Raw genomic sequence first — 18,138 nt, forward strand, 5'->3', positions numbered from 1 at the left:
GGTGACGGGTGGCGGGTGCCTGGGTGCCGGGTGCCGGGTGCCGGGGCGGGTCACGCCGCGCCGCGGTTCAGCGGCGTTTGCGCAGGGCGCGGCCCACCACGATCGCCGACGCCACGACCAGCGCGGCCGCGGGGGCGGCCCAGCGCAGGGGGGCGCCGACCGCGCTCGCCTGAGGTGCGGGCACGGGTGCGTACCTGCCGCGCGGCGGGGCGTGGTCCACCTCCTCGGCGCTGCGGCCGATCATCGTGCGGCGGGCGTGCGCGGCCTCGGCGGGGGGCTGGACGGCCGGTTCCCCGGCGGCGTGCGGCGCCGTATCGGCTCCCTCGTCCCCGGACGTGTCCCCGTCCGCTTCCTCGTCGTCCTCGTCCGTGTCCATGAGGGAGGGCGGGGGGATCTCGGTGTCGAAGACGGAGGTGGGGCGCGGGTCGGGGTGCGCCTCCGGATCCGACTCCGTTTTCGGCTCCGGCTCCGGCTCCGTTTTCGGCTCCGGCTCCGCCTGCTGGGGTGTCTGCGCCGCCGCGCCCAGGTTCGCCGCGAACCGGGTCAGCAGCCGGGCCGCCGCCGACGTGACCGACTCGCCGGGCAGCTCGGTGACGCGGCCGTCCGCGGTGGCCGTCCCGGTGAAGGTGACGGTGGCGCCGCCGTCGGCGTCGTCCGCCCGGAGCGAGAGCGCGAGCGTGACCGTGCCGGTGCCGCGCGACTCGATGGCCTCGCCCTCGACGGCGTACGTGCCGTCCTCCCGCGCGGACAGGCGCAGGGAGCCGCGGTAGGTGATGGAGTGGCTGCCGATGCGCACCTTGAGCCGGCCCGCGACGGGCTCGGCACCGGCGTCCTGCTGGAGCCCCGGGACCGCCCGGGCGACCCGGACGGGGTCGGCCAGCACGTCCCTGAGCCGCTCGGCCGGAACCGGAACGAACACCTCATGCTCCATGTCAGCGCAGCCTACCCAGCGGGCGCCCGGTGCACCCCCCGTCGGCACAAAGTCACCCGCCGCCCGCGCCGCCCGGCGTCACCAGTCCCGTCTCGTACGCCACGACCACCGCCTGGGCCCGGCTGGTCAGGCCCAGCTTGCTCATCGTGCGGTTGAGGTGGGTCTTCACCGTGGCCTCGCTGATGAACAGGCGGTCGGCGGCCTCGGCGTTGCTCAGCCCGCCGGCCACCAGCTTCAGCACCTCGGCCTCGCGGCCGGTCAGCGCCGTCAGCTCGGGCGGCGGAGCGGCGTCCGGGGATTCGGGGCGCCCCGTGTCCGTCATCCGCGTGAACGCCTCGACCAGACGCCGGGTGACCGCGGGGGCGAAGAGCGCGTCGCCGCCGTGCACCGCGGTGATCGCGGCCAGCAGCCGTTCCGGCCCCGCGTCCTTGAGCAGGAAGCCGGAGGCGCCGGCCCGCAGGGCGCCGTACACGTACTCGTCGAGGTCGAAGGTGGTCAGGACGAGGACGCGGGGCGCGGGGTCCACCGCCTCGGCGAGGATCCGCTCGGTGGCCTGGATACCGGTGAGGCCGGGCATACGGATGTCCATCAGGACGACGTCCGGCCGGGTCCGCGCGGCCAGCGCCACCGCCTCGGCGCCGTCGGCCGCCTCGCCGACGACCTCCATGCCGGGCGCGGCGCGCAGCAGCGTGGCGAGGCCGCTGCGGACGAGGAACTGGTCGTCGACGACGAGCAGGCGTATCGGCCCGGCGGCGTCGTGGTGCGGCCCGTCCGGCGGGCGGTCTGCGTCGGTCATTCCGTGACGGTGTCTCCCCTGCGTGCGGCCTGTACCGGCGTCGGCAGGGTCAGGCGCACGCCGAATCCACCCTCGCTGCGCGGGCCGACGACGATCGTCCCGCCGTAGAGCTTGGCCCTCTCCCGCATCCCGATCAAGCCGTGTCCGCCGCGTTCGGCAGGTCTGACCGGATCCAGTCCCTCGGACGGCCCGCCGTCGGTCACCGAAACCGCCACCTCGCCCGCGCGGTAGGCGAGTTCCACGGCGGCGTCCGCGCCGGGCGCGTGCTTGAGCACGTTGGTGAGGGCCTCCTGCACCACCCGGTAGACGCACAGCTGGACGCCGGGCGGCAGGGGGCGCGGGGTGCCCGTGACGCGCAGCTCGACGCCGACGCCGCCGGTGCGCACCCGGGTGACCATCTCGTCGAGCTGGTCGAGGCCGGGGGCGGGCGCGCCGTCCGCGCCCTGCACGCCGTCGGCCCGCAGCAGGCCGAGCATGCGGCGCAGTTCGGCCAGGGCCTCGCCGCTGGCGCCCTCGATGGTGTCCAGGGCGTCGCGCGCGGTGCGGGCGTCGGAGTGGAAGACGAAGCGGGCGAGGCCCGCCTGGACGTTGATGACGGCGATGTGGTGGGCGACCACGTCGTGCAGTTCACGGGCGATCCGCACCCGTTCCTCGGCGACCTCGCGCCGGGCCCGGTCGGCCTGCTCGGCCCGCAGCCGCAGCGTCAGCTCGCCGGTCCGGCGGGCCACGTATCCGAACCTCCACAGCACCAGCGGGAAGCCCACGGCCTGCCCCGCCACCGAGGCCATCGCCCCGGCGTCGCTGCGCAGCCCGGCGTAGATCCAGACCCCGGCGAGCAGCGCGGCGCAGGCGGCGGTGCGGGTGGGGCGCAGGGAGGCCACGGTGTAGACGGCGAGCATCGGGCCGAAGGAGCCCACGACGGGCCAGTAGTCGAGGGTGACGTACACCGTCCAGCAGGCGTGGACGGCGAGGCAGACCGTGACGGGGGCGCGGGTGCGCAGGACGAGGGGGAGGGTCAGCAGGGCGACGAGCGTCCAGGCGAGCGGGTCGAGCGCGGGCCACCCCTGGGCGACGGCCTCGGTGCCGAGCAGGACGGCCACGGTCGTCAGCGCCGCGGCGATCAGGCCGTCGGCCGCCAGGGGGTGCAGGCGCATTCCCGCAGCGTAGGTCTGCCGCCCGGCGTCGGCGTCATCCTTCTGCCGTACCGCGGAAGTTGCAGGAACCGGCCGGCTACCGCGCCGGGTTGGCTCCGGTCTCCACCCACCGCCGGATTCCGCGACACGCGGGGCGGCCGTAGGTTCTCGGTGCGAGCGATCCACAGGGGGGTGTGGCGGTTCGTCCCGAACCCGGGGGGGGGAAGGGCCGGGCCGCCGCACGGGGACCACGGGGACCACGGGGACCACGGGGACCACGGGGACCACGGGGGATGTGGACGCTCGCGGTCGCGGCGCCCGCGCGCCGGGCTCAGTACCGCGGATGCACCAGCGTGGAGGGCGGCAGCCCCGGAATCCGGGTGCGGGCCGCGTCGCGGGCGTCCCGGGCCAGGGAGTCGGGTGTGAGGGTGCGCGGGCGGGGTGCCGCCGGGTCGAGGCGAAGTACGGGGGGCGTCCGGGCGGCCAGGAGGAAACCCCAGCCGCGGGGCGCGCGCGGGCCCGCGCCGGAGCGGTCGAGGCCGGGCGTGGGGCCGGGCTCGGAGGCGGCGGGGCCGGAGTCCGGGTCGCGGGCGCCGACGCGGTAGGCGGCGGTCGGCAGGCCGGCCGCGCGGAGGGTGGCGTCCACCGTCCAGAAGGCCCGCGGGTGCGCGGAGACCGGGCCCGCGTGGACCACCAGCCGCCCGCCGGGCGCGAGCACCCGCCGCAGCAGGCCGTAGAACTCCTGCGAGTACAGCTTCGTACTGGCCGTGACGGCCGGGTCGGGCAGGTCCGAGATCACCACGTCGTACGTCGCGGAGGGCGTCGAGCGCAGCCGGTGAAAGGCGTCGCCCGCGCCGGCGTGGACGCGCGCGTCGCCGTAGGCGTGCTCGTTGAGGGCGGACAGACCGGGGTCGTGCCGGGCCAGCCGGGCGAGCTGGGGGTCGAGTTCGACGACGTCGACACGGCGCACGCCGGGGTGGCGCAGGACCTCCCGGACGGCGAGGCCGTCGCCGCCGCCGAGAACCAGCACGCGCGCGTGGGGACCGTTCATCGCGGGGTGCACCAGCGCCTCGTGGTAGCGCCGCTCGTCGCTGCCGCGCACCCGCAGTCGGCCGTCCAGGAACAGGTCGAGGGGCCGGCCGTCGGTGTCGCCGGTCAGGACGACCTCCTGCACGTCGGTCCGCACCGCCACGCGGACGTCCTGGCCGTACACGGCCTGCCGGGCGGCGCGTTCGAAGTCGTCGGCGAGGACGGTCGCCGTGGCGAGGAGCGCGAGGACGACCACGTTGGCGGCCAGCAGCAGCCAGCGCGCCCGGCGGGTCAGGTCGCGCCGGAACAGGCCGAGGACCAGGGCGGCACCGACGGCCGCGTTGACGGTGCCGGTGAGCAGCGCGCCGGTGAGCTGGCCGAGGAAGGGCAGCAGCACGAACGGGAAGGCGAGGCCGCCGACGAGGGCGCCGACGTAGTCCGCGGCGAAGAGGTCGGCGACGGCACCGCCCGGGTCCTGTCTGCGGACACGCTGGATCAGCTCCATGAGCAGCGGCACCTCGGCGCCGATCAGCACGCCGATCGCCAGGGAGAAGGCGACCAGCAGGACGCGCGGGCCGTCGGCCCACAGGCCGCCCCAGCCGCCGGTCCAGGCGAAGACGGCGTACAGCACCATCGCGCTGGAGCCGCCGACGAGGGCGAGGACGGCCTCGAGCGCGCCGAAGCCGGCCGCCGCGAGGCCGCGCAGCCGTTTGGCGGCGAGCGAGCCGAGGCCCATGGCGAAGACCATGACGGACAGAACGACGGACGCCTGGGTGACCGAGTCACCGATCAGGTACGAGGCCAGCGCGACGAGTTCGAGTTCGTACACGAGCCCGCAGGCCGCGCACACGAACACGCCCGCCAGCACCAGGAACCGCCCGACGGCCGGCCGGACCGGTAGCCGCGCGGTCGCTTCGGGATCGCAGGGACCACCGGTATCGCCGGGCCCGCCGGGCCCGCCGAGCCCGCCGGAGCGGCCGGAGCGGCCGGAATCGCTGGTATCGCCAGGGCTGTCAGCACTGCCGGGACCGTTGGGACCGCAGGCATCGCCCCAGGACGGCGGAGAGCCGGGCGGGGCGGGCGCGTGCGGTTCGATCACGCAGTGACGTTACGTCACACGGCCACTGCGCTTCGTCACCCACACGTGTGAAACTTGGGCACTGTGGGGCGCCACAGGTTTATCCGGCTCTCACTCGCTCACACCGCGGACGGCCTGAGCTGCGACCTCGGCACCCGCACGCCCACCCGGGTGCGGGTCGCCACCAACTGGCCGTCCTGTGGATAGGCGTGCCAGGTCCGCCAGTGCACCTGCCCCTCGCGCCGCTGGGCCAGCAGCGCGGTGAAGGCGTGCGGACTGCCCGGGAAGACCCCGGCCAGGCCGTGCGGGTGGTCGGAGACCAGGGCGATCAGTTCCTGCGCGCGGCCGGCGAAGGAGCCCGGGGTCAGCACCTCCACACGGGCGGCGAACTCGTACTCCCAGTCGCCCACCCGCTTGGCGACGCCCAGCGGAAGGGGGGTACTGCTGCCCGGGATGCACGCCACCGTCTCCGAACAGCTGCCCCCCTCCTCCTCGAGCAGGACTTGATGAGAGGCCCCCAGGAGCCTCAACTGCAGTTTCGCGTCCGTCAGTTCGACGTCGAGACACGCGAGCGCGGGCAGTGGCTCGCGCCCCAGGGCCCAGGCCAGGTCGGATGCGCGCGTGTCGGTGTAGGCGGTTGTCAGGGTCGTGAGCATGGATCGGCTCCGCAAGCACACAAGGAGAAAGAAGGTGTGGGGCCTGCGCATCCGGGGCACTGCCGGGGATGCGGCCCGCTCAGCCCAGTCGGCCGGTCAGGAGGGGGGTCAACAGGTCGTCCGAGGAGCTGCGTTGATGAGGGAGAGCGAATCATGAACGGTGGCGCCGCCACAGCGTTTTTACCCAACTTCGTGGCGTTTCCATCCCTCAGGGGGCTCCACAGCTCAACTGTTCAACCATGGCGCACACCCCGCCCGCACGAAGTGCGCCGGTGCGTGGGAGCGCCCACCGGGAGTGTGCCCCGGCGGGCGCTCGTGATGGGGACGCGGGACCCGGCCCCAGGAGCGGGCCCCGTGGAGGGGATGCGGTTCCCCCTGACCGTCAGGCTCGGCTGCCCCGTGTCAGCCGCCGCCTCCGCCGCATCCGCCGCCGCCCCCTCCCCCGCAGGACGACCCGCCTCCGCAGGACGAGCCGCCACCGCAGGAGTGGCCCGAGTGATGTCCGTCCGAGGACGAACCGCCCCCGTCGCCGGCCCACCAGCTGTTGCTGCCGCCGCCGCTGTCGCCGCCCCCGCCGGTGCCGGTCCAGCGCGAGCTCCTGCCGCCCCTGGTCCGGACGGTGCGGGCGGTGTGCCGTCCCCGCACGAGCCCCCTGATCACCAGGGCTGCGACCACGAACAGGATGATGCCTGTGACCACGGCTCCACCCTCCTTCCCGTTTCCGGGACGCGCCCGGAAGTCCCCCGAAGCAATCCCCCGTCGGACGCCTCGCTGTCTGTCGATGCCTGCCGATTGCCATTGGATCGCGCCGTGAAGCTCACCGGCGTGAACGGGAGATGCCCCTCGCGGCCACGCCCCAAAGCAGAGTTGAGGAACTCCAGAGCTTCGGCGCAGGATGACCGGCATGACCTCGATGAGCTCCAGCACCCGTCCCCTCCTGAACCGCCGGCTGGCGGAGTTCGGGACGACGATCTTCGCCGAGATGTCCGCCCTGGCGGTGACGACCGGGGCGATCAACCTCGGTCAGGGCTTCCCCGACACCGACGGTCCCGAGGAGGTCCGCGAGGCCGCCGTCAGGGCGCTGCGCGACGGGCGCGGCAACCAGTACCCGCCGGGCCCCGGGGTCCCCGAACTGCGCGCCGCCGTCGCCGAGCACCAGTTCCGCCGCTACGGCCTGCCCTACGACCCCGACACCGAGGTCCTGGTCACCGCCGGCGCCACGGAGGCCATCGCCGCCAGCCTGCTGGGCCTGCTCGAGCCCGGTGACGAGGTCGTGGCGCTGGAGCCGTACTACGACTCGTACGCGGCCTGCATCGCGATGGCGGGCGGCACGCGCGTGCCCGTGACCCTGCGGCCGCACGAGGGCGCGTTCCGCCTGGACCTGGACGAACTGCGCGACGCGGTCACCGACCGCACCCGCCTCCTGCTGCTGAACACCCCGCACAACCCGACGGGCACGGTCCTGACCCGCGAGGAGCTGGCCGCGATCGCCGAGCTGGCCGTGGAGCGGGACCTGCTGGTGGTGACCGACGAGGTCTACGAGCACCTCGTCTTCGACGGCGCCGAGCACATCCCCCTGGCCACCTTCCCGGGCATGCGGGAGCGCACGGTGAGCATCTCCAGCGCCGGCAAGACCTTCTCGTTCACCGGCTGGAAGGTCGGCTGGGTCACCGCCGCGCCCGCCCTGCTCACGGCGGTCCGCTCGGCCAAGCAGTACCTGACGTACGTGTCCTCGGGACCCTTCCAGTACGCGGTCGCCGAGGCGCTCGCGCTGCCGGAGTCGTACTTCACCGCCTACCGGGCGGACATGGAGGCCAAGCGGGACCTGCTGGCCGCGGGGCTGGCCGAGGCGGGCTTCGGCGTCCACCGCCCCACCGGAACGTACTTCGTCACCACCGACATCCGCCCGCTCGGCGAGCGCGACGGCATCGCCTTCTGCCGCTCCCTGCCCGAGCGGGCGGGGGTCGTCGCCGTCCCCAACGCGGTCTTCTACGACCACCGCGAGGCGGGCGCGCCGTTCGTCCGTTTCGCGTTCTGCAAGCGGACCCCGGTGCTGACGGACGCGACGGAACGGCTCCGCAGGGCCTTCGCGTGTTGACCGCCGCCCCATGGGACAGGTCGTCGCATCCCTCGTCACCCGCCATTCCTCACCCGCAGGGGAATTTCACGCCCGGTGGCCGGCCGGTCACGGCCACCGTTCCGGCGCTTGCCACTCCACAGACATCAACGTACAGTTTCTTGTACGTCAAGGAGTGTTGATCGTGAAGACCATGACCTATTCCGAGTCGCGCGCGCGGTACGCCGAGGTACTCAACTCCGTCACCGACGACCGCGAGGAGGTCGTTATCACCCGGGCCGGACATGAGCCGGTCGTCATCGTCTCCCTTGAGGACTACGAGTCCCTGAAAGAGACGGCGTACCTGCTGCGAAATCCAGCGAACGCCCGGCGCCTGCTCGCGTCCATCGACGAGCTGGAAAACGGCGGAGGCACGGTACGCGAGCTGGCGACCGACGAGTAAGGCCGCGACTTGAAGATCACCTTCTCCTCCCGTGCCTGGGAGGACTACCTGTGGTGGCAGCTTCAGGACCGGAAGATCCTGAAGCGCATCAACACACTCATCACGGACATCGCCCGGAATGGCAACGAGGGGATTGGCAAACCGGAACCGCTCAAGCACGGATTCCAGGGCTACTGGTCGCGCCGCATCAACGACGAGCACCGACTCATCTACAAGGCCACCGAGGACGGCGTCCTGATCGCACAGTGCCGCTACCACTACGAAAGCTGACAGGACTCGGGGTCGGGCACAGCGCCCTCCTCGCAACCTGCCCCGCGCCGCACACGGACAGGTGCGCGAAGAGGAGTTTCGCCTTGGGTGACATCGACGCCGGACCGGGTGACGGCGGTCCGCTCGGCCAAGCCATTCCTGACGTACGTGGCATCGGGCCCCTCCCAGTACGCGATGACGGAGTCGCTGGCCTTGCCAGAGACGCAATTCGAGACGTTCCGCAAGGACATGCTGACCACGCGCGACCCACTGGCGCGGCCCGACAGAGGCGGGCTTCGGGGTCTTCCGTCCGGCCGGCACGCACTTCATCACGGCCGACACCGCCCCACGGCCTCGCCTCCTGCCGATCTCTGCCGCAACGCGCGGGCGTAGTGGCCATCCCGAACGCGGTCTATCCGCGTCCCAACGCGCGGCTGGCACCGGAGATCACCGCGGTGGCCAGCACCCATCCCGAGATGATCAAAAACACGGCCACCACCTTGTCCCAGCCGGCCGGGTCGAAAGCCGACCGATAGCCCAAAGAGACCACCGGGATCAGCAGATCCAGGCAGTACAGCACCGGGTCGAACGTGCGCTGACCCGACCCGCCCACCGCGGCTGGCGGGTGCACCGAGAACCAGCTTGAGCCGGCCGCCACCAGCGCCAGCAGCCACAGCAATGCCCGTCGTGGTGCGTAGCCGTAGCCGAACAGAACGTCTTGCACCGCCCCCCAGATCCGGCCGGTGAGTCTGTCGCTGCGCCGCAGATGTCGTTCACGCGCATGCCGCACTGCTCTGACAGCGCGCTCGTCACCCGCCGCCTGGTAGGAGGCAGCCAATTGCTCGAACACGCTCACGCCGGCTTCGTGGTCCAAGGCGAGCCAGGCCAGCCGGTCCTTAAGCGACAGAGGAGTGGTGGACCCCAGACGCTGATAGACGAGGCCTTCAATGTCCAGCCGCCCATCAGCGGGCCAGGTGGCGGAGTCGTCGACGAGTGCTCCCACGCGAGCATCCCGCAGCACGACGCGTCTGTGCGGAGCGACCCGCAGGTCCAGACGCAGCCGGGACGTCGTCAGGCGGCTGAGGATCAGCTCCCCGTGCGGGGCGGCCAGGGTGGCGTCGTGAAAGGTCACCACCGATTCGACCGCGGCTCCCCGCAACAGAACCTGTCCGTGGGAGCAAAAACCCCAGTCGGCGTAGAACCCGCGGCCGCACGAGAGACCGGTGGCGTCGATGCCCCCCATCCGTGCCCCGTTGACGTACACGGCGTGCGCCACCCGGACATCACGCAGGTACACCGCGCCCGTCGCCGTCAGCCCTCGTCCCTGGAGCGCGCCATCGATGCGCAGGCGAGGAGCAAACAGGGACCACAGCCCGCTGGAGTACAGGTGCAGTTCCTCCGCAGTGAGGTTGCCTGCGATCCGGGCGTCGGCCAGGCGCAGTGGCGCCTCGGCTGGCGGCTCGGACACCCGGCGCGGGGCCTGCACGCCGTCGCGTACGACGGCTGCCTCGATGCCCAGGGCCATCGGTTCACCCGGCGCCGTGCCGATGACGCATCCCGACAGGCGAACGTCCCCGTCCACGGCAAGGCCATCCGCCAGCAGTGCAGGAACACTCGAACCCCTCAGATCGAGCGCGACGGCTTGCAGGCCGCGCAGATCCAGCGGATCGGAGAACCGGCACTGAACGAACTCCAGGCCAAATTCCAGTTGACGGTGGGAGAGGTCCACCGGCCCCGCCACTCGGGCACCGTGGATGCGGCATGGTCCCAAACTCGCATCATGGTCGGCCACCGCCTGCTGCAGCACGCGCGCGCTGATGGGCCTGCCCCGTGTCGCTGCACGCTGCAGGCGGCGCATCGTCCCTGTCCTCGTCATTCCCAGCCCCCCCGACCTCCACCTTCCGCGGGCATAGCATCACACCTGCCCCTGTTGTGGCTGCGGTTCAGACAGACTGGGTCTCATGAGCGGGTTCACACACTTTGGCCACGAGGCCGACGCTGCGCTGGAGCAGTGGCAAAACACTCGGCGCAGGATCACCCTCGCGGAGGCATTACCCGCCGGGGGCAGCGGAGCACGCCTCGGCTTCGTCTTCCACGAAGGGGATGCAGAGCACCCACAGCACAAGCTTCTGCTCAAGCTGTGTGCCGACGATTACGGGGCCATCACCGAACCGCGTGATCTCGAGACGGCCTGGCAGTCCGGTCCGGACTTCCACCGGGGTGGGCCCGCCTTCGCCTTTCCCGAGCGCCGGCTCATTCGCCAGGTCTATCCGCCGCTCAAGGTCGGCGACAGCTGGCTGATGTTCCTCGAGTGCGCCCTCGATGAACGCGGACGTAATCCGCTGGCCCCGCTGACCATGATCCCACTCGGCGAGGGGAGAACCGATGTAGCCGCCGCCGTCATCGAATCCATCTTCACGGAGTGGAATCCCGACCCGCGCGCCGAGCACGACATGGCGGCGCAGGACTTCTTGGCGAAGGCTCTCGGCCATCGGGCCGACCCCGCCAGCCACCTGGCCGTCGCCGCCGCACGGCTCCTGGGCACCGACCTGCGCAGCACATTCTTCACACCGCCGGGAGGGTCTCACGCGCTGCCCAACCCCACCCCGTTTGCAGATCCTTCCCCGCTAGCCCGTCTGAAACCGCCCACGGTGGCCCTGGGCCGCGCCCACTACGACCTGCACCCCGGCAACATCATGGTGGCCAGGCAGCCGCAGCTTGACCCCGATTCCTTTCGCCTCATCGACCTGTCCCGCTTTCAGGAGGAAGGGCTGCTGCTGCGAGACCCGGTCCAGCTGATGCTCCACCTGGTCTGCGACTACCTGCCCCAACTGGGCGAGCCAGCGCGCAACGTGCTGGAAGAACTCTTGCTCAACGAGGACGAGGAGAGCACGGCAGCGGACGAAGTTCTCCTGCCCAAAGGCCTGCTGTCCGTCATTCGGCGCCTGCGTGCTGCTCCCAACCCCTGGCGCCAGGTCCGCCGCTACGCCCAGCCCGAATGGCACCCCCAGTACCTCCTGGCCCTTCAAGCCTGCGCCCTGATGTTCCTTCCCCGCCGCACGGAACCTGTCGAACAGCTGTGGTTCCTGCGCCTAGCTGCCCGCGCCTGCGCAGCCTTCCAGGCCAGGGCCACACGGCACACGCCGCGCCGTCCCGCCCCCGCGCCGACGCAGCGAGAAGACAACTCAGCTGCCGACGGGCCCGTAGCCTGGGCCCAGTGGCGCGAGCAGGTGCCCGCCTCCGGCACCCCGCTGGCTCTTGTCACACACGAGTGCTTCTCGAAGCCGACGATTGAACGGAATGTCGAGCGCCAGGCCTATCGATTCATGAGCAATTGGCTCGACCAACCCTCCCCTCATTCCGGCATTTTAAAGGTCGAAGGTGCTCGGGGATCGGGCCGCACCTGGGCGCTGCTGCGCAGCGTGGACGGACTCCACCGGCTCAGGCAAGCCCCCGTCTTCGTCCTCGACCCCGAGAGCGGAGCCGACATCACGGCTTTGCATGCCTTCCGCACCGAACAGCAACAGCCCTTCATCATCGTGCTGGACGCCCTCCGCGACCCCGACGATGTACGGGTCATCCTCAGCCCCGCGCTGGATGGCAGGGACGGCAGCCAACCCGGGCTGTATTTGCTAACCGAGTGCGACACCCCCGCCTGGCTGCTGCCGTTGCAGCAAACGGTGCAGGCAGGACGGGTACAAATCGACGAAGTACAGGCCCTTGCCACGCAATTGCACCCTTCCCGCTCGCGGCGGCACCGATTGACCCACAGCGAACGAGCGGACATCAACTTGCGTCTCAGGAGCGACAACCCCCCACTCATCGGCGAAGTCGTCCGCATGCTCAGCTCCGACCGGGAGCAAGCATTCCAGCGGTACGCGGAAGAACTGCACCTCCAGTTTCAGAAGTACCCGTCCGGGACTGACAAGGCCCTCGGCCTCCTGCTGCTCATGTACTGCGGAAGTCAGCGGCTCCCCGTACCTGACGGTGTCCTCAGCGAAGCATTCGGCCTGGCATCGGACGACCTCGAACAGGCACACGGCTACATCGTGGGAGCCGGCGAGCGCCTCGTCTGGCTGGGGCAGCGCACTGCCCTGGACCGGGCACTGAAGAGAATCAGAAACCGAAACGGAAATCCTACCTTCGAAAAATGGAGGCATGAATTCCTGCACAAGACACTCAGGGGAATTGACCCTACAAACCGGCTGCACCGAAAATTCGTGCGGGAACTCATCAACAGGGCCTCGAAAGAGGACAGGTCCTGGCTGGCGAGCAACCATCGGAACCTGATCCTCTCCATCGCCACGAATAGCGGCCAGGAGCCGGTGTCGAACCAGATCTACGCCTGGTACCCCGTCATCCTCGCGATCCACCGCTCGGACGGTGAAACGCTACCGGACGTCCGATCCCTGGCGGATGACTGGCAGGCCGGACTCTCGGACGAGCTCGCGCAGAACCTCGCTCCGCAACCCCGCAGCCCGGCGGAAGTACTGCACATGCTCCTCACACTGGGCGGCGACGAGACAATGCTCCACCTGGTTGGCCGACTGCGAGGCGCCTCCGAATGGGATGCAAATCCCTGGGCGGAGTTCTTCGAAATGGTGGAAAAGTTCCCCAGAAAAACAGAAATCACCAACATTCTGATGCCGGTTCTGCGGAGCGGCGCCGTGGACGTGCCGCGCCTGCTGCACACCAGGAACACGGCGCAGTTGCTTCCCCCTCTGGTCACCGAGTACGGGCGACCCGATGAGCGCACGTGGCTGTGGCGTCACCTGTACAACGGCATGACGGACACCGACACGGCATCCTTGCAGGACCGCTACAAGTGTGCAGGCCAGTTCGTGGAACTGACGCGCCGCTGTCTGACCCAGAAACGGCACGATCTGTCCCTGCGCATCCTGAAAGCCTGCGTGCAGTCATCGACCCTGGACGACGCCACCTGTGACGGATTTGAAGCAGAGCTGCACGTGATTCATCGCGAAGAAGTCAACGACGCACTGGGAGCGCGAAGCACGGAGGCCCTCTTGTCCCTGGCCTGCGAACTCCCGCACAACCAAGCCGCCCACGCGTGGGAGTGGCTGCTGAAAATCGCCCACCAATGGCACCCGGACGAACTGCACGGCCTGTCCCGGATGTCACTGGATACGGTGGGCCGGCTAATGAAGGACCCCCAAGTGCCCGTCACAGATTACTGGCCGCTACATTTCGCGGCGTTGGAAACAGCCATACATGCACGCACGCTGCGCCCTTCGGACGCGAAAAACTACCTGAAAGCCTTCCCCGCTACACCCGAGGACAGTCAAGCCGAACTGGTGGTTCAACTGGCCACCGCGGTCATCCGTTCCAGCGACCCGGCAGACTCCTCCCCGGTGTACCGACTCCTGGCCGACTTGGCAGTGCGAGAAGCCTGGGAGTCGCCCACAGCACTGAGCAACTGCCTCGACGCCCTGGCCGACTGGGCGGGCACCCCAGCCCCCGCCGCAGCGCTCACGCTGAACCCCCGAACCCTGAAACGCCTCATCCTCGCCCTGCGCCTACTCCAAGGAGACCTGGGCAAACAGCGAAGCCGGATTGTTCGCATCCTCCAGAACTATCCGGAAGAATCACAGAAAATGGCGTACCGAGAAGTCATTTCGGAACTTCTACGGGTCCGCATGCCCGACAACGTCGAAAGACACATGCAATCGTGGTCGACAGAAAACCCGCACGACCTCTGCGCCTGGGCGCACGCGAAGACCCTTCAGGGCGACCTCACCGCGATGCGCGCTTTCCTGCGCCGCTTGCTGCGGACGTACGACAAGACCGGACGTGGAACCCATCCCACAGCCATGCGAGAGCTGACCAAAGCGATGACCGAACAAACGTCGGGGCCCGAGCAGCGGTGCTACCAGCTCATCAACAGGTTGCAGACCCTCGGCTTGATCAACTCGTAGGGCGTAGCAGCACTCGGCGGGGTCACCGCCGCGCCCGCCCTGCTCTCACGGCAGTCCGCATGGCCAAGCAGTACCTGACGTACGTGGCCTCGGGGCCCTTCCCGCAAGCGGACCCCGGTGCTGGAGGAGGCGGTGCGGCGGCTGAAGTCCCTGGCGGGCTGAGCCACGCGGGACGGAGAGAGCCCGGCCCCCCGCTGCCGCGGGTGCCGGGCTCTCTCCTGGATTCGGCCGTGGCGGCGGACTACTCGCCGTCCTCGTCGGTCGGCTTCTCCGACTCGTTGACGTCCTGCTCCAGACCGAGCTGCTCCACGAGCCACCGGTCGAACTCGATGGCGGCCCGCACCCAGCTGACCGTCGAGGAGACGAAGTGCTCCAGGCTGACGCCCATGCCGATCAGCATCTGCGCCTCGCCGATCAGGCGGACCGTGCCGTCGTCGTGCGTGTGCGAGTACACCTTGGGCCACAGGGTGCGCCGGTTCCAGTCGTCGACCGACTCGAGCAGCTGCTGCTTCTCGTCGATCTGGTGGGGCCGGTCGTAGAACGTCCGCACCGAGAAGACCTGCTGGTCACCCTCGCCGCGGAACATGAAGTACGTACGGAACTGCTCCCACGGCGCCGCGAGGTCGCCCTCGTCGTCGACGACGTACTTCAGCTCCATCTGTTCGAGGAGCTGCTTCACAAGATCCTGATCCGGGACGACGGGGCCCGCCGGTCCTTGGGGCTGCGGCTCGGGCTGCTTGCCCCCGAAGTTCGGAATCGAGGACGGGTCGATGCTCACCGTGAATTTCCCTTCGTACGGATCTGGCCATCCTCCCCCATGCGGGGAGGGGCGTGGCAAGCCCGCCGTGGGCCTGTCAGCCCTGGGCTGACTTGATCCGGCCGGTCGGGTACCCCTTCGGGGCCCCGGCAACCCGGGGGACGGGTCGCCGGGGCGGGGACGGGGGCGATCGGCTACAGCGTCTTGCCGCTCGCCGGGCCCACGATCAGGTCGTCGCCGGAGCGGTCCACGCGGACCGTGTCGCCGTCCTTGATCTCCCCGGAGAGGATCTCCCGGGCGAGCCGGTCGCCGATGGCGGTCTGGACGAGGCGGCGCAGCGGGCGGGCGCCGTACGCCGGGTCGTTGCCCTCCTCGGCCAGCCAGGCCAGGGCCTCGTCGGTGACCTCCAGGGTGAGGCGGCGTTCGGCGAGCCGGCGGGCCAGGCCGTTGATCTGGAGCCGGGCGATCCGGCTCAGCTCCTCCTTGCTGAGGGCCGAAAAGACCACCAGGTCGTCGAGCCGGTTGAGGAACTCCGGCTTGAAGGAGGCCCGGACCACCTCCAGGACCTGCTGCTTCTTCTCCGCCTCACCGGTCGTCGGGTCGACCAGGTACTGGCTGCCCAGGTTGGAGGTGAGCACCAGGATGGTGTTGCGGAAGTCGACGGTGCGGCCCTGGCCGTCGGTGAGGCGGCCGTCGTCCAGCACCTGGAGCAGGATGTCGAAGACCTCGGGGTGCGCCTTCTCCACCTCGTCGAGCAGCACGACGGTGTACGGCCGTCGCCGCACAGCCTCGGTGAGCTGGCCGCCCTCCTCGTAGCCCACGTATCCGGGCGGGGCGCCGACGAGCCGGGCGACGCTGTGCTTCTCGCTGTACTCCGACATGTCGATGCGGACCATGGCCCGCTCGTCGTCGAAGAGGAAGTCGGCGAGCGCCTTGGCCAGCTCGGTCTTGCCGACGCCGGTCGGGCCGAGGAAGAGGAACGACCCGGTCGGCCGGTCCGGGTCGGCGATCCCGGCGCGGCTGCGGCGTACGGCGTCGGAGACGGCCCGTACGGCCTCGGTCTGCCCGATGAGCCGCTTGCCCAGCTCGTCCTCCATGCGCAGCAGCTTCTGGGTCTCGCCCTCCATCAGCCGCCCGGCGGGGATGCCGGTCCAGGAGGCGACGACGTCGGCGATGTCGTCGGCGCCGACCTCCTCCTTGACCATGGTGTCCCGGGCGACCTCTTCCTCCGCCTCGGAGGCGGCCTCCAGGTCGCGCTCCAGGGTGGGGATCTCGCCGTAGAGCAGCTTGCTGGCGGTGTCGAAGTCGCCGTCGCGCTGGGCGCGTTCGGCCTGCCCGCGCAGTTCGTCGAGCTTCTCCTTCAGCTCGCCGACCCGGTTGAGGGACTGCTTCTCCTTCTCCCAGCGGGCGTTGAGGCCGCGCAGCTCCTCCTCCTTGTCGGCGAGGTCGCGCCGCAGCCGCTCCAGGCGTTCGAGGGAGGCGGCGTCGGTCTCCTTGCCGATCGCCAGCTCCTCCATCTTCAGCCGGTCGACGGCGCGCTGGAGTTCGTCGATCTCGACGGGCGAGGAGTCGATCTCCATACGCAGCCGGGAGGCGGCCTCGTCGACGAGGTCGATGGCCTTGTCGGGCAGGAAGCGGGAGGTGATGTACCGGTCGGAGAGCGTGGCGGCGGCCACCAGGGCGCTGTCCGCGATCTGCACCTTGTGGTGGGCCTCGTAACGTCCCTTGAGCCCGCGCAGGATGGCGATGGAGTCCTCGACGGTGGGCTCGGCGACCAGCACCTGCTGGAAGCGCCGCTCCAGGGCCGGGTCCTTCTCGATCCGTTCCCGGTACTCGTCCAGCGTGGTCGCGCCGACCATGCGCAGCTCGCCGCGCGCGAGCATGGGCTTGAGCATGTTCCCGGCGTCCATGGCGGAGTCCCCGCCGGCGCCGGCGCCGACGACGGTGTGCAGCTCGTCGATGAAGGTGACGACCTGCCCGTCGGAGTCCTTGATCTCGGCGAGGACGGTCTTGAGCCGCTCCTCGAACTCGCCCCGGTACTTCGCCCCGGCGACCATCGCCCCGAGGTCCAGCGCCACCAGCCGCTTGTCCTTCAGCGACTCGGGCACGTCCCCCTTGACGATCCGCTGGGCGAGTCCCTCGACGACGGCGGTCTTGCCGACGCCGGGCTCGCCGATGAGCACGGGGTTGTTCTTGGTCCGCCGGCTCAGCACCTGCACGACGCGCCGGATCTCCTGGTCGCGCCCGATGACGGGGTCGAGCTTGCCGTCCCGGGCGGCGGCGGTGAGGTCGGTGCCGAACTTCTCCAGCGCCTTGTACTGGCCCTCGGGGTCGGGAGTGGTCACGCGGCGCCCTCCCCTCGCCTTGCGGAAGGCCTCCTGCAGTTTCTTCGCACTCGCTCCCTGCCCCTCCAGTACCTCACCGGCCGCGCCGCCCTTCGCGGCGATGCCGAGGAGCAGGTGCTCGGTGGAGAGGTACTCGTCCCCGAGTTCCTTGGCGCGGGCCTGGGCGTCGGCGACCACGGCGAGCATCTCACGGCTCGGCTGCGGGGGCGCGACGGTGGACCCGGTGACGCTGGGCAGCCCGCCGACGATGCGCTCGGCGCCGGAGCGCACGGCGGCCAGGTCGGCCTCGACGGCGACGAGCAGGTCGGTGATGTTCTCGTTGTCCTGCCCCTGGAGCAGGGCGAGGAGCAGGTGGGCGGGGGTGAGGTCGGCGTTTCCCTCGGTCACGGCCCGGTTGCTGGCCGCGTTGATCGCGTCCCGGCTCCGGTTGGTCAGCTCGGCGTCCACGGTCTGGCTCTCCTCCTCGCGTAGTGCTGACTCGTCCAGCGTACACAAAGTTGAGTCGGCGCCACTCAAGGTGGAGCCTCCACGTGCCCGCCGATCGAGACGCCAGGGCGATGGAGCGGGAGACGGGACGTGCCGCACGAGTGCTTTTTCGGCCAGCCGCAGAACTGCCGGGTTTCGCGAGATGTCCGCACATGCGACAGCGGCGTCACCGTGTTCAGGTCACGGTGACGCCGCTGCCGGGGGGAAGCACCTGAGCGATCTGTTA

At 70.4% G+C, this 18,138-nt stretch carries 13 protein-coding genes; 4 read left to right on the plus strand and 9 right to left on the minus strand.

All coding sequences use genetic code 11. The features are described from left to right. Positions 1–67: 67 nt before the first annotated feature. The 6 genes from OHA99_RS17405 to OHA99_RS17430 all read right to left on the minus strand — a co-directional run bounded on the left by OHA99_RS17405 (position 68) and on the right by OHA99_RS17430 (position 6,322). The gene (locus OHA99_RS17405) at positions 68–931 is read right to left on the minus strand and encodes an SRPBCC domain-containing protein (protein WP_194279987.1); all 864 of its coding nucleotides are present in this window, start codon (positions 929–931) and stop codon (positions 68–70) included. Between the two features lie 52 nt (positions 932–983). Then, on the minus strand, positions 984–1,727 hold the full coding sequence (locus OHA99_RS17410; RefSeq protein ID WP_153178753.1) for a response regulator transcription factor: 744 nt from the start codon (positions 1,725–1,727) through the stop codon (positions 984–986). Then, entirely contained in the window at positions 1,724–2,881 is a 1,158-nt protein-coding gene (locus OHA99_RS17415; RefSeq protein ID WP_405696558.1) for a sensor histidine kinase, read from the minus strand. Before OHA99_RS17415 ends, OHA99_RS17410 begins: the two co-directional genes overlap by 4 nt. 310 nt (positions 2,882–3,191) lie before the next feature. After that, positions 3,192–4,988 (minus strand): polyamine aminopropyltransferase, encoded by a 1,797-nt coding sequence (locus tag OHA99_RS17420; protein ID WP_405696561.1) that lies wholly within the window; start codon positions 4,986–4,988, stop codon positions 3,192–3,194. 98 nt (positions 4,989–5,086) lie between these two features. Then, a complete protein-coding gene (locus tag OHA99_RS17425; protein ID WP_194279989.1) occupies positions 5,087–5,623 on the minus strand; it encodes a DUF2617 family protein in 537 nt (178 codons plus the stop codon). Between the two features lie 402 nt (positions 5,624–6,025). Then, a complete protein-coding gene (locus OHA99_RS17430; RefSeq protein ID WP_165685312.1) occupies positions 6,026–6,322 on the minus strand; it encodes a hypothetical protein in 297 nt (98 codons plus the stop codon). Between the two features lie 205 nt (positions 6,323–6,527). On the opposite strand from OHA99_RS17430, the gene OHA99_RS17435 reads away from it, so the two are divergent. From OHA99_RS17435 to OHA99_RS17445, 3 genes are all read left to right on the plus strand, one after another. Further along, complete coding sequence (locus OHA99_RS17435; protein WP_405696565.1) at positions 6,528–7,721, plus strand: pyridoxal phosphate-dependent aminotransferase; 1,194 nt, start codon at positions 6,528–6,530, stop codon at positions 7,719–7,721. Between the two features lie 163 nt (positions 7,722–7,884). Then, positions 7,885–8,142, plus strand: a complete 258-nt coding sequence (locus tag OHA99_RS17440) for a type II toxin-antitoxin system Phd/YefM family antitoxin (RefSeq protein WP_153178758.1) — start codon at positions 7,885–7,887, stop codon at positions 8,140–8,142. Positions 8,143–8,151: 9 nt separating this feature from the next. Continuing rightward, positions 8,152–8,412 (plus strand): Txe/YoeB family addiction module toxin, encoded by a 261-nt coding sequence (locus OHA99_RS17445; protein ID WP_153178759.1) that lies wholly within the window; start codon positions 8,152–8,154, stop codon positions 8,410–8,412. 391 nt (positions 8,413–8,803) lie between these two features. On the opposite strand, the gene OHA99_RS17450 is transcribed toward OHA99_RS17445, so the two are convergent. After that, positions 8,804–10,249 carry a hypothetical protein gene (locus tag OHA99_RS17450; protein WP_405696570.1) on the minus strand — a complete coding sequence of 482 codons (1,446 nt, stop codon included), beginning with the start codon at positions 10,247–10,249 and terminating at the stop codon, positions 8,804–8,806. A 103-nt stretch (positions 10,250–10,352) separates the two neighbouring features. Between OHA99_RS17450 and OHA99_RS17455 the strand changes: the two genes are divergently transcribed. Next, positions 10,353–14,324 (plus strand): hypothetical protein, encoded by a 3,972-nt coding sequence (locus tag OHA99_RS17455; RefSeq protein WP_405696573.1) that lies wholly within the window; start codon positions 10,353–10,355, stop codon positions 14,322–14,324. 241 nt (positions 14,325–14,565) lie between these two features. Here OHA99_RS17455 and OHA99_RS17460 read toward each other — a convergent pair whose 3' ends face one another. Next, a complete protein-coding gene (locus OHA99_RS17460; RefSeq protein WP_007451821.1) occupies positions 14,566–15,102 on the minus strand; it encodes a YbjN domain-containing protein in 537 nt (178 codons plus the stop codon). 173 nt (positions 15,103–15,275) lie between these two features. Further along, complete coding sequence (gene clpB / locus OHA99_RS17465) at positions 15,276–17,873, minus strand: ATP-dependent chaperone ClpB (RefSeq protein WP_405696576.1); 2,598 nt, start codon at positions 17,871–17,873, stop codon at positions 15,276–15,278. Between the last annotated feature and the right edge of the window lie 265 nt (positions 17,874–18,138).

Origin of the sequence: Streptomyces coelicoflavus, assembly GCF_045041415.1 — a bacterium.
Classification (GTDB): Bacteria; Actinomycetota; Actinomycetes; order Streptomycetales; family Streptomycetaceae; genus Streptomyces; species Streptomyces coelicoflavus.